We start from the raw sequence: 10,526 nt of genomic DNA, 5'->3' as shown, positions 1-10,526 counted from the left end.
ACTCAGCTCAATCGGGGCAGCAGGACGGCCGGTTTTCATATGTTGCTCCAAGGCATCTCTGATGCTGAAAAGCCTAGACCAAAATATGAGTGTTATTTGTGAAACGCCACACTACCAGCACACTCTGGCAATTAGAACTGGGACAAAGGTCCAAGCTTCACGGCATCAAGCAGGTGGTCAGGAGACAAATGGGCGTATCGCATAGTCATCGCCAGGGTCGAATGCCCCAGTATCTTCTGGAGCGTGAGGATATTCCCGCCATTCATCATGAAGTGACTGGCGAAGGTGTGCCGGAGAGCATGACTGGCTTGGCCTTGGGGCAACTGGATGGTGGTGCGCTCCAGGGCGCGGCGGAAGGATGTGATGCAGGAAGTGAACGGACCATGCATCCGCCAATGCGCCCTCACCCGATCAGCCAACGCAGATGGAATCGGTACGTGGCGAACCTTCCCTGACTTTGTTCCGGCATACGTCACGACGTTGCCCTGGAGTCGATGCGCGGGAAGCTTTTCCGCCTCGGACCATCTCGCACCCGTAGCCAGGCAGAGCAGCGTCACCAGCTCGGTATGCGGGTTATCGCAACGGCTGCGGATGGAGTCGAGAAGCTCGCTGATCTGCTCAGTGGTGAGCCACGACAGTTCCCGCTCTTGCAGCTTGAGCAGCTTCACCCCGGCCAGCGGGTTGCTGTAGTCGATCTGCCCCAGATCCTTCAGTTCATTGAACACAGCGCGGAGGTAGCCCAGTTCGTTGTTCAGGGTCTTCCCGGATATCCCCTCCTCGAGCCGCTTCCGCCGCAAGCTTGCATACGAAGATGCATCCAGGGCCGTCGCCACCGGGTCTCCCAGTCGAGCAGCCAATTGCAGCATCTTGGACAGCCGCCGAGGCGCATCACGCAGTGAGTGGCCATGCAGGTCGAACCAGAGTTGCACCAACTCGGAGAGCCTACGGCGATCCTTGGGCTTGATACTCCACGCAGGGTTCTCGATGCACTTCTGCCGAACCGTGGCTTCGAAGCGCTGAGCCTCGCCCTTAGTCTTGAATCGCTTGCGAAAGCGTTTGCCCTTGATGGGCTCGATATCAGCCAGCCAGCGTCCGTCCTCCAGCTTCGTGATTGCCATCAGACGGCATATCCCCTTCGCAAATAGCGATCTGAGATCAGGTTCTTGATGTGCTTTTCGAGGTCCCTCCGAGTCCAACCTTTCGCTAAGTAGTGGTCTTCGATCACGTGCCAGAATTCGAGGCTGTAGGCGGACTCAATCGCCTTTTTTGCGGGGATACGCTCGCGTGCAATGAGGCTGATGAACTGGCCCAGGAACATCTCGCAGTTCTTGCCGGAGAAGCCCATGGCCGTCTTGCGATAGCGCCGATACTCGACACGTTCAATGAGCGGATCGGCCTCCACCTGGACCTTCACGTCTTGCATGATCAGCGTCCAGAACGGGTCATGCTGAGTACGCAGGCCGAGCAGCCGATACGCCTCGCAGCCATACACCCAGAGGTGATCGAGGTGCTGGGAGATACCTTCATAGGTCCGGGTGCCAATCACGCCGCCAGATGCCTTTACGGAGCCCTGAGCGAACTGATTGATGATGGTGTGGTGGTAGCGAAACTCGATACGCCAGACCGGTTCTTTGGGGTTGTAGGCAGCCTCGCTGTCACCAAACGGATTGCCGTTGTGGGTGAACCAGACGGCGTTCCAGTAATCGAGCTTGTCGGTTGCGCGGGCCTGTAGCGACTTGTTGTATACCGCCAGCTGGATGCCTGTCGGCGAGCCGAACATGTAAGTTTCACCGCGTCCGTAGACCGAGGCGTTGCCGTTGAACTCGATGCGGTCGATGCCGCTGATCTGGCGAACCCGATTGGATCGGCAGTACATGCGATCCACGATGTTCTCTTTCGGTGTCCAACCCTGCACATCTAGGGCGATGTGGACGGCACACTGGTTAGGTTCGCAGTGAGTCATAACCGCCGCGGCGAGGGAATCCATGAGTCCCTGGAGCGCCTTCGGAGCTACGCCATCAATCGCGTGTGGCGAAACCTCAATCTTGAGGTGAGAACCGATGCTCTCCAGCTTCATGTTGTGATTCTTGATCAGCAGGATCAGACCGAGGTCTGCGTTCTGCAGGCGGAACTGATACCCGGAGTCGCGCCCAATACGCCCCTTGGACCACTCGTAGCCGGCGAACTCGACGATAGGTTCCTGGGAGTCGAATAGCGCGATGACCTCGGGGCGAATCAGTCCGTTGTACAACTGGCGGACGGTATCCACACCGCAGCGCAAAACGCGCACCCCGGAAAGGTCGGTCATTTTCGCCGTGTAGGCGTCGATGAAAAGGCGGCCACGCGGTGACTCGATGATTTGACCGTCTGGTTGAACTAGCAGTCGACGCTGATCACTGAACTTTGCCATCTGAATTCTCCAACGTTATCCATTAATGTCCATTTCACTGCGTGTGTTGTTAGACGTGTTACAGGGACGTCAGCCGCGCCCAGCCGGCGGGGCGCTCGTGCCTTACGCTACCTGCCGGTGGGCGCGGCGACGTCCAGCACTCCAGCTGAGCCGGAGTGAACCAACAGGAAGGGATCGTGGGTTGATCGAGTTGGGCACCGCCGTCGAGGAGGTAAGTCATCAGCACGAGAGCAACGACGTTAATCAGTCCCTCTAGGCTCATCGCGTTCTCCTCATTTGCATTTGCTGGGCATGAGCGTGCCCGTCGCTGGAATGCAGGCGCTCGCGCCGGTGATTCAGCGTTCGGAAATGGTGGAATTGAGATGCTTTGGGACGGGGCTCTGGGGCGCGCCGCTGTGGTTATCTCACCACAAAATCAGGCGCTGGAACGGGGCTATGCCGCAGGGGAATGAGGCCGGAAACGTAGTCCAACACTATCCAATTAAGTCCATTCACTCCGCTCTGATATACGCAACCGGCATCACCCAACACCAAGGGCTCTGCCCTTGTCATCCCGCTCTTGCCGCCGAGGGCTCGGGAGCGCGGGGCGGAGAAGCTGCCCCACGCTCACCGGCCAAGGCTGGTGGCGGGCATGCGTTCAAGGGTTCGCTGCGCCCGTGCTTCCGTTCGCCGGAACGATGGGACTGTTCCGACGAGCCGGGAGCGCGGCCCTTGAGCGCGGATCGTTAGGGTGGGCGATGCGGTCCAGTACGTTGCCGGAACCATGCCGGTCGCGGTGCCGCATCACCCGGATCGTGCGAATGTCTGACCAGAACAATTCGTTCGGATAGTGCCTCTCGCCGTTGGCCGCGACGACGAGGAAGTAGGGATCGCTATTAACGCCCTCGAGTGCCAGGACTACGCCGACGACATGAAGAAGACACCAGAGCGGCTCGGGGTCTTGCTCCCATACCAATTCGAAGAGGACGGTTTGACCCAGATAGGTCAGGGCGCTTTCGGTATCCAGGGAGACACGGTTGCTAGTCATTGCTGTAGTCCCCCGCTTCGAAATTCTCTTTGCCACTGAGCAGCTCAACGCGGAGGCGGACCATGTTCACCACCTGCATTTCCCCCATGGTGGTGCTGGGGATGTTGCCCTTACGCACCCATTCCTCAGCTTCTTCAACACTCACGCCGCACATTTCGGCGAAGGCGGGGATGGTGCAAATGTCGGGGCTCGATTGATGTTCGCTCATAGGGGCATCTCCTTTTCCATAAGCTGACTGGTGAACAACGCGACGTTGACCAGCACGTACTTGCCGACCTTCTCGTGGGGGATGTAACCGTTGCGAATCCAGCCCCAGACAACGTCATGGCGGTCGCCCATGCGAATCCAGTCGGCGAACTCCCTCCAGGGCATCACCGGAGGCGGGCTAGAAAGGTCTCGTTGAGACGGGTTGAGTCCTTCTACATTCATGGCCTTTGCTGCACTATGCTGGTCAATACTGGCAACAGCTAAAGTCAGATTGACTCTAGCTGAAATGAAGCATATTCAGCTCAAGTCAATTTGACTAGAGTCCATTTAGATGAATAAGTAATGATCAAACAGCGCGTCATAACCATTTTGTCGTGGTCCGATATCCGGCTGCCTAAGCTGGAGGAACTGACCGGCATCAGCCGCTACACCTGGAGCAACCTGAAGAACCCATCCAAGAACAGGGAAATCAAGGAAGAGGAAATTCTCGCGATTGCAAAGGTTTTCCCGCAGTTCCGTTGGTGGTTGCTGACAGGCGAAGTGATGCCAGAGGTGGGGCAGACCAGTCCCGACTACGAAGACGCGAATCAAAATTTGGCCAATCAAGGCGCGGGATGACGCTCACCACTGAAGTGAGCAAACGCTGGTACGCATGGCGCTCCAGCGGACGAGAGATAGTGGAAAAAGAAGAGGCCAGGTCTGACGCTCTCGTGATCAGACAGCCTTTCAGGAAGCAGGGGCGAGACGTGCATGGAAAAGCGCGAGACTGACGAACAACTCAAAAGCCTGAGATTCGACATGGATGAGGAAATCGACGATCGCAACGAACGTCGAGGCCGGAGAGCCGCGCCACCTCGCCACGCCCACACTCCCATGGATCCCAGCCACGCCATCATTCTGGCCGCCATCATCATCGTCGGCGGTCTTTGGGGTGGGAAGCTTCTCTACGACTACATCCAGGAACAGCGAATTAAGGCCGCGCTCAACGAAGCCACTGCTCAAATGGAGCAGACCATGAGGCAAGTTGAGCAGAACTCCAGGCGTGCGCAGTTAGAGATGCAACAGCGAATGGCGGCCGAGGGCGAAGCTAGAGCACAACGGAGCGCCGCGCAGCTTGCTCAAACGCAGGCGGAACAAGCCCGAAAGCATCAAGAAGAACGCTTCCAATCAGCTCAGTGCCAGTTCTGGTGGCAGCAGCACAGCCAGAACCCAACAGAGCGAACTGCACAGAAGAAAGCTGAATCTTGTGGGGAGTAGTGGAAAGTATATCGACCAAAGCATTTTCTGGAAAATTGAGATAAACCCATTATTTTAAAGTACGCCTTGAAGCTGGAAAGGAAATATCTATGCACCAGCCAATTAGTTACGAGCTATTAGAGAAGGTCGCTGAAGCTGGAATTCTATCCATTCAGGATGCAGTAGGCCTTATTGATGAGAAGTCCGGAAGTTACGTTGACTTCATGCCTCTTGCTATATTGCTGCATGCTGGATACATAGAGACTGACACAGAAAACAGCTTCGGTCGCGAAAAAGTTAAAGCGAAATTTGGATTTGACACAAAGTCAATTGCAGAGAATTTGGCGCTGGTTGCCACTCCGGAGGGAAAGAGCCGCGATATAAATGGAATAAAACAACAGTCATGGTCCAGCATGGAGGCTTACGTATTTATTACGGCACCTGGCGCCTTGCGACTAGAAGAGTTTTATGAAAAGAGAAAGGCGGATCAAGAAAGAAATACAGGCTATAGAGTAGCCATTTTAACAGCAGTGCTAAGCTCCATGATTTCAGCTGTTCTTGCCGCCTGGATAAGCAAGTAACTAGTGCGCCAAACCAATGTAGTCATTCCACTTCATCTTTTGATGAGAAAGAACTATGGAAAAGACATCACCCCTCAACGAAAATCTATTATAGTTATGATTGCGCAATTTATCCAGAAATAGTGAGTCGCTGTGCTCCCCGTTTATTATTGCTCGCTCAATTAGTCTCTCAGACCAATAATCGAAAGACCAATCAATATTCCAGTCAGTGACTCCCCCCCTGTGGAGCTCAACTTTCTGGCCGGAAATTTTACTGCAGATCTCTTGTAGCTCGATATCATCCAAAGCTTTGCTATCAGGAAACTCCCCTCTCCGATAAAGATATTTCCCATTCCTAATTTCTAGCAGAACTTCGAGGTCGGAATTTGAAAGCCCCATCTCTTGAATAGCCGCAACATAGCCAAACTTATAACTTCCATTCAGAGCATTTGCGCAATACATACAGTTCCTGAGCGAAACGTAAAGCACATCTAAAAGCCAATAATATCCAACGCAACTATTGGGATACCATCTAATCCCTTGAATGAATCCATTTGTTCGGCTGATACTCTCTACAAGGCTTGATACTGGTGGTCTGAACCCTGAAAATAGCTCCAAGATATCAGCATTCCCAGATATAAACTTCCCCTCAACATCAAGATGCGTCAAGAACAAAGAACCTTTCTCTTTCATTTTTAGTATAGTTTCTGCCGAATAAAACATCACCCCATTATACTTCTCTTTTATCTCTGAGAAATTTGGAGCCTTTCCGCGCCAAATACATACCATATCGATATCGCTCTGAGAAGTTGCATCACCCCTAGCAATTGAGCCACACTCGATTATCACATAGCTCATTTACTTCACCATCCTCTTGACAACAATGGCTGTAACTATAGCCAACCAAACAACAGAACCGAGCAAAAATAACATGGTTAGTATCAATGCAAAATCGTCCTTTTGCGGCAATACATCCCCATAACCAACGGTAGTTAATGAGACCACCGAAAAATACAACGCTTTAGCTACACCAACATCACCATCATCCGCTATATGATCTCTTATCAAAAATGTAAATAGAGACACTCCAAGAACTGTAGATATAGCTGCATTCCATATCCCGTACCCATAACCCAGTACCAGGTCATATAGAAGGCTTACTATAAACATCCCCGGCTTCTTTTCCCGACCAAAGAGATACTCATATCTCCGATAGAACTGGAAATCTATATCTGCATACATTGCAAAAGTCTCTTGATGCATATTCTTCGCATTTCTATACAGCTCTTGGAAAAGCCAAACATTAACGTTAGCGTAGTGACGGCGCCACGTTGCATCAAACTTGAAAGAGCGCGGATCTAGATAGGAATTTGAGAATGACGCCTTGAAAAAGCTGCAGTTGACAAACTTGCAGCCGTGAAACTCACATTCGTTGAATTCTGCCCCATTGAGGATGCAATTTTGGAATGTACAATTATAAAAATTAACTTCACTTATCTCTTGCCCAGAGAAAAGACACTTAGTGAACTTTGTGTTTTTTATCTTGTGAAGCTTCTGCCCTTGATTATATGCCGAGGAAACACGAATAAGCTTTACTTCCTGAGATATTCTTGGCTTCTTTGGACTATCAATATCTCGAACATCAACAGAAATCTCAACTTTCTCCTGGATCCTTGGAAGCTTTGCCATAGCAAAAAAACCCTACAATTCGAGATAATAAAAAATAAAACCCTACACTTATAACCAACCTCAACGAACATACTAAATCAAATATAGTGTTCGCATCTAGACTATTGCCAGGTCAGCACTAACTCGGAGGCTAGCTCTAGAGTCTGGTGCGCAGCAAGGCCGTTGGAATTAAGGAGTCGAAAAAGTGTCGAAATCACTCGCCAGTACATGCTACCAATGCCCGATCTGGCCTAGCTGAACACCCCGATTCCAGCGGTATTAGCCAAATAAGACCATTAACGACCACGTCCCCAAACGGGTTCAAATCCCCCCGGCTCCACCAAATCCAACGAAAAAGGCGCTGAGCCTCAAGCCCAGCGCCTTTTTTCTTGCCCGCGATTTGCCTAGAGCGTCAGGAAACCCAGCCGCGGCATGAGCGGTTCGCTCTGCTCTTGCACCACCACTTCCACGCACGGTTTGCGCAGGCGCAGGCGTTCGGCGTTGCACAGCAGGGGGCCGTCGTCGTCTTCGGCGCCGAGGGGGTCGTCGATCAGTACGCCCTTGATCAGTCCCTGGCGGAACAGTTCGCGGATGGCGAAGAGGTTGGCTTCACGGGGGCCGGTGAGATCGGCGATGGATTTGAAGTCGGTTTCCGTGAGCTGGCTGAGCACGGCGGTCAGCTGGGCCTGGGAGGGTTTGCGACTCATGGGGTACTCCGGGTGAAGCGGGGGCAAGCCTGACTATCGGGGGCAAATATTAACGCTGGATTAGCGAAAGCGCAGGCCGACCTTGGTCGGCCTGCGCCGGGAATCTTCCGAATCAGTCGCGGGAGACGCCCAGCTCCAGCAGGGCGAGGCGCTCTTCGAGGGCGGCGATGCGGGCTTCCAGTTCCACCAGGCGGCCTTCGTCGTGGCCGCCGCCGTCGCTGCGCTCGCTGGAGGCGCGGCTGCCGCTGGCGGCGATGGCGGCCTCGCGGTCTTCCTCGGTGCCCAGCAGGTGCATGTAGCGGTCTTCGCGCTGGCCGCTCAGACGTTCCAGCTGCACGGCCATGCCACGGCTGGCGAGGCGTTCCAGCTGGTGGCGGACTTCCTCGGTGTCGTCGAAGTCGTGCATGCGCTGGCTGCGGGTGAGCAGTTCGTTGAGCGTCTGCGGGCCGCGCAGGAACAGCAGGCCGAGCAGGATGACCTGCGGTTTGACCAGCTCCAGGGCCTTGTCCAGCCGCTGTTCCCAGCGGTCGGCGCGGCTGCCCATGACCAGGCGGGTCATCTCGCGGCCTTCCAGATGGCGCAGGGATTGGCCGACCTGGCCGGGGGTGAGATTCATTACCGGGTCGCGGCTGGTCTTCTGGTTGCACGCGGTGACCAGGGCGTTGAGGGTCAGCGGGTAGGCTTCGGGGGTGGTGAGCTGCTTTTCGATCAGGCATCCGAGCACGCGGGTATCCACTGCGCTCAGGGGTTCGAAATCGGAAAGGGTGTCGAGCGACTGGCTCATGGCGGTATCCGTCGATGAGGGAACCGCCCTAGCCTAGCCGTTTACGCGGCGTTTGGCAGCCTCAGGCGGCACCGGCCAGGCGCCGGTTGAGCGGTCGCTCGATGACTGACCAGTGCGAGAACGACGCCGCCAGTTCCTGTTCGCGCCCCTGGGCGTCGCGCCCCAGGGTGCGCCGGGCGAGGTCGCCGGTGAACCAGTTGGCGGTGTTGGCGGCGACCACGCGGCCTTCGCCATTCACCACCAGGGCTTCGTGCCCCATTCGCATCAGGCTGCCCAGCAGCACGCCTTCGAACTCGTGCAGCGCGATGTCGGCGGCGGCGACGCCGATGAAGCGGCCGTCCACCTGGATCGGTACGGAGAAGGCGAGGATGTACAGGTCGGTGCCGTAGAGGTCGACGAAGGGCCCGACCACCGAGGGCTGGCCGCTGGCGCGGGGGCGGGAGAACCAGGGCATGTTGAGGTAGTTGTAGAAGTTCTCGCTGCGCCGGTTGAAGTTCAGGCTCATGGGCACGACCTTGTCGCCGCGGCCGTGGTACCACCACTCCAGGTACATGTCCTGGTCGGCCAACTCGCCCGGCTCGATCACCACGCCGGTGCCGTGCAGGCGCGTGCCGTCATTGGTGAGATCGTGCTGGATGCGCGGGCGCAGCGCGCCGAGATCCTTCGACGACGGACGCTTGCCCTCCTGCGCCAGCGTGCGCCAGATCGCCACGACCTCGCCGGCCAGCTCGTCGAGACGCTGGAAAACGTTACGGATGGAAGCGTCGATGCGCTGGGCGCAGCACTGGAGTTCATCCGTGGGTTGTTCGCTGGACATGACCGGGGCCTCGCTGTTCTTGTTATCGCGCAGCCCAGAGCGGTCTGCGGAGTCGGTACGGTGTGTCGTTCCTGCGCCCTGGCGAGCGCATCGGCAAAGCAGCAAGCGCTGTGCCAGTCAGCCGTCGTCGGCCAGCAGGCTCAGGCGCAGGTTGATCAGCCGCTTGATGCCGCGGGTGACGTGGGCCTCGGCTAGAGCGCCGGCGAGGTTCGAGTCGCCAGCGCTGATCGCTTCGAGGATCGCGCGGTGTTCCTGCTCGATGGCGGCCGCACCGGGAAAGCCCTCCACCGGCAGCCACAGCCACTCGCCGATTTCCGCCTGCAGGCGCGTCTCCGCGTGGGTGAGGCGCACGGACTGCGCAGCGACGGCGATCTCGATATGGAAGCGCGCATCGGCGCGGCGCTGCTCCTGCCGGGTGGAGGCGCTGGCGAGGGCATCGAGGTACTGGGCGATGCGCGCCTGCTCGTCGGACGTGGAGCGCTGCGCGGCGAGGCGTGCGGCGGCGCCGGCGATGGCCACGTGTTCGTCGCCCAGGTCGCGCAGTTCCAACGCACTCATCTGGCGCAGCTGCCCCAGCAGGGCGTCTTCGGAGGTGTGCTGCGGCGAGCAGACGAAACTCCCGCCATTGCGCCCGCGCCGGGTCTCGATCACGCCGCGTTCGCGCAGCTCGGCCAAGGCATCGCGCAGGGTCACGGTGGCGACGCCGAACTGCATGGCCAGCTCGCTTTCGCTGGGCAGTTGCTCGCCTTCGGCGTAGAGGCCGAGGTCGACCATCTCCACCAGTCGGCGCGCGACTTCCTCGGTGCGCCCTTCCTGGCGCAGGCGCATGAAGCTGGCGGGGCGGACTTTCCTGAATTCGTTCATAGGCAGCAATGCGCGGAGCGCGGACGCTTCCTGCGCGGAATGTTCCTGTTCTGGCGTGCGATTCGGGGCGCGGTCGAAGCCTACCGACAAGCCTGGCGGCGGCCTCTCACAAAACTATACCTCCATACTTTTAAATCGTTTCACGGACGTTCAGCAAGGTCTTTCGCCGCGAAAACACCGCATAACCGCGCATTTTTCGACCTGTATTGGCAACCGCAGAAACATAAGATATGGTTTTAAATGTAT

The 10,526-nt window shown here is 56.4% G+C and carries 14 protein-coding genes; 3 read left to right on the top strand and 11 right to left on the bottom strand.

Annotated features, from left to right (window positions below; translation table 11 throughout):
• Positions 1 to 131: 131 nt before the first annotated feature.
• The 5 genes from ACNFIA_RS13215 to ACNFIA_RS13195 form a co-directional block, all read right to left on the bottom strand.
• A complete protein-coding gene (locus tag ACNFIA_RS13215) occupies positions 132 to 1,118 on the bottom strand; it encodes a tyrosine-type recombinase/integrase (RefSeq protein WP_416785401.1) in 987 nt (328 codons plus the stop codon).
• A complete protein-coding gene (locus ACNFIA_RS13210; RefSeq protein ID WP_416785399.1) occupies positions 1,118 to 2,410 on the bottom strand; it encodes a hypothetical protein in 1,293 nt (430 codons plus the stop codon). The genes ACNFIA_RS13215 and ACNFIA_RS13210 overlap by 1 nt, the downstream gene beginning before the upstream one ends.
• 637 nt (positions 2,411 to 3,047) lie before the next feature.
• The gene (locus ACNFIA_RS13205; protein WP_416785396.1) at positions 3,048 to 3,437 is read right to left on the bottom strand and encodes a hypothetical protein; all 390 of its coding nucleotides are present in this window, start codon (positions 3,435 to 3,437) and stop codon (positions 3,048 to 3,050) included.
• Positions 3,430 to 3,645, bottom strand: coding sequence for a hypothetical protein (locus ACNFIA_RS13200; protein ID WP_416785394.1), 216 nt, complete (start codon positions 3,643 to 3,645; stop codon positions 3,430 to 3,432). Before ACNFIA_RS13200 ends, ACNFIA_RS13205 begins: the two co-directional genes overlap by 8 nt.
• Positions 3,642 to 3,866, bottom strand: coding sequence for a DNA-binding protein (locus ACNFIA_RS13195; protein ID WP_416785391.1), 225 nt, complete (start codon positions 3,864 to 3,866; stop codon positions 3,642 to 3,644). Before ACNFIA_RS13195 ends, ACNFIA_RS13200 begins: the two co-directional genes overlap by 4 nt.
• Before the next feature lie 120 nt (positions 3,867 to 3,986).
• Here ACNFIA_RS13195 and ACNFIA_RS13190 point away from each other — a divergent pair, with 120 nt between their 5' ends.
• From ACNFIA_RS13190 to ACNFIA_RS13180, 3 genes are all read left to right on the top strand, one after another.
• Positions 3,987 to 4,262 carry a hypothetical protein gene (locus ACNFIA_RS13190; protein ID WP_033998342.1) on the top strand — a complete coding sequence of 92 codons (276 nt, stop codon included), beginning with the start codon at positions 3,987 to 3,989 and terminating at the stop codon, positions 4,260 to 4,262.
• A gap of 132 nt (positions 4,263 to 4,394) precedes the next feature.
• Positions 4,395 to 4,901 (top strand): hypothetical protein, encoded by a 507-nt coding sequence (locus ACNFIA_RS13185; protein WP_416785388.1) that lies wholly within the window; start codon positions 4,395 to 4,397, stop codon positions 4,899 to 4,901.
• Between the two features lie 89 nt (positions 4,902 to 4,990).
• Positions 4,991 to 5,461 (top strand): hypothetical protein, encoded by a 471-nt coding sequence (locus ACNFIA_RS13180; RefSeq protein WP_416785386.1) that lies wholly within the window; start codon positions 4,991 to 4,993, stop codon positions 5,459 to 5,461.
• Here ACNFIA_RS13180 and ACNFIA_RS13175 read toward each other — a convergent pair whose 3' ends face one another.
• From ACNFIA_RS13175 to ACNFIA_RS13150, 6 genes are all read right to left on the bottom strand, one after another.
• Positions 5,462 to 6,298 (bottom strand): hypothetical protein, encoded by an 837-nt coding sequence (locus tag ACNFIA_RS13175; RefSeq protein ID WP_416785384.1) that lies wholly within the window; start codon positions 6,296 to 6,298, stop codon positions 5,462 to 5,464.
• Entirely contained in the window at positions 6,299 to 7,129 is an 831-nt protein-coding gene (locus ACNFIA_RS13170; protein ID WP_416785381.1) for an ion channel, read from the bottom strand. It abuts the gene before it with no gap.
• A 383-nt stretch (positions 7,130 to 7,512) separates the two neighbouring features.
• Entirely contained in the window at positions 7,513 to 7,815 is a 303-nt protein-coding gene (locus ACNFIA_RS13165; RefSeq protein ID WP_259757447.1) for a hypothetical protein, read from the bottom strand.
• Between the two features lie 112 nt (positions 7,816 to 7,927).
• Positions 7,928 to 8,599, bottom strand: coding sequence for a YceH family protein (locus tag ACNFIA_RS13160; protein ID WP_416785379.1), 672 nt, complete (start codon positions 8,597 to 8,599; stop codon positions 7,928 to 7,930).
• Positions 8,600 to 8,660: 61 nt separating this feature from the next.
• Positions 8,661 to 9,416: a cache domain-containing protein gene (locus ACNFIA_RS13155; RefSeq protein WP_416785376.1), complete on the bottom strand. Its 756-nt coding sequence runs from the start codon at positions 9,414 to 9,416 to the stop codon at positions 8,661 to 8,663.
• Positions 9,417 to 9,533: 117 nt separating this feature from the next.
• Complete coding sequence (locus ACNFIA_RS13150; protein WP_259757450.1) at positions 9,534 to 10,280, bottom strand: FadR/GntR family transcriptional regulator; 747 nt, start codon at positions 10,278 to 10,280, stop codon at positions 9,534 to 9,536.
• Between the last annotated feature and the right edge of the window lie 246 nt (positions 10,281 to 10,526).

It is taken from the genome of Pseudomonas sp. NY15437 (genome assembly GCF_048068435.1).
Lineage (GTDB): Bacteria > Pseudomonadota > Gammaproteobacteria > Pseudomonadales > Pseudomonadaceae > Pseudomonas > Pseudomonas nitroreducens_B.
The sequence above is the reverse complement of the archived record's forward strand: the minus strand, read 5'-3'. Positions and strand labels throughout refer to the sequence as shown.

What these genes read in the sequence shown, in the direction of transcription:
- ACNFIA_RS13150 (WP_259757450.1), bottom strand. Translation starts at nt 10,280, where the DNA reads ATGAACGAATTCAGGAAAGTCCGCCCCGCCAGCTTCATGCGCCTGCGC.
- ACNFIA_RS13195 (WP_416785391.1), bottom strand. Translation starts at nt 3,866, where the DNA reads ATGAATGTAGAAGGACTCAACCCGTCTCAACGAGACCTTTCTAGCCCG.
- ACNFIA_RS13160 (WP_416785379.1), bottom strand. Translation starts at nt 8,599, where the DNA reads ATGAGCCAGTCGCTCGACACCCTTTCCGATTTCGAACCCCTGAGCGCA.
- ACNFIA_RS13210 (WP_416785399.1), bottom strand. Translation starts at nt 2,410, where the DNA reads ATGGCAAAGTTCAGTGATCAGCGTCGACTGCTAGTTCAACCAGACGGT.
- ACNFIA_RS13170 (WP_416785381.1), bottom strand. Translation starts at nt 7,129, where the DNA reads ATGGCAAAGCTTCCAAGGATCCAGGAGAAAGTTGAGATTTCTGTTGAT.
- ACNFIA_RS13200 (WP_416785394.1), bottom strand. Translation starts at nt 3,645, where the DNA reads ATGAGCGAACATCAATCGAGCCCCGACATTTGCACCATCCCCGCCTTC.
- ACNFIA_RS13180 (WP_416785386.1), top strand. Translation starts at nt 4,991, where the DNA reads ATGCACCAGCCAATTAGTTACGAGCTATTAGAGAAGGTCGCTGAAGCT.
- ACNFIA_RS13175 (WP_416785384.1), bottom strand. Translation starts at nt 6,298, where the DNA reads ATGAGCTATGTGATAATCGAGTGTGGCTCAATTGCTAGGGGTGATGCA.
- ACNFIA_RS13165 (WP_259757447.1), bottom strand. Translation starts at nt 7,815, where the DNA reads ATGAGTCGCAAACCCTCCCAGGCCCAGCTGACCGCCGTGCTCAGCCAG.
- ACNFIA_RS13205 (WP_416785396.1), bottom strand. Translation starts at nt 3,437, where the DNA reads ATGACTAGCAACCGTGTCTCCCTGGATACCGAAAGCGCCCTGACCTAT.
- ACNFIA_RS13190 (WP_033998342.1), top strand. Translation starts at nt 3,987, where the DNA reads ATGATCAAACAGCGCGTCATAACCATTTTGTCGTGGTCCGATATCCGG.
- ACNFIA_RS13185 (WP_416785388.1), top strand. Translation starts at nt 4,395, where the DNA reads ATGGAAAAGCGCGAGACTGACGAACAACTCAAAAGCCTGAGATTCGAC.
- ACNFIA_RS13215 (WP_416785401.1), bottom strand. Translation starts at nt 1,118, where the DNA reads ATGGCAATCACGAAGCTGGAGGACGGACGCTGGCTGGCTGATATCGAG.
- ACNFIA_RS13155 (WP_416785376.1), bottom strand. Translation starts at nt 9,416, where the DNA reads ATGTCCAGCGAACAACCCACGGATGAACTCCAGTGCTGCGCCCAGCGC.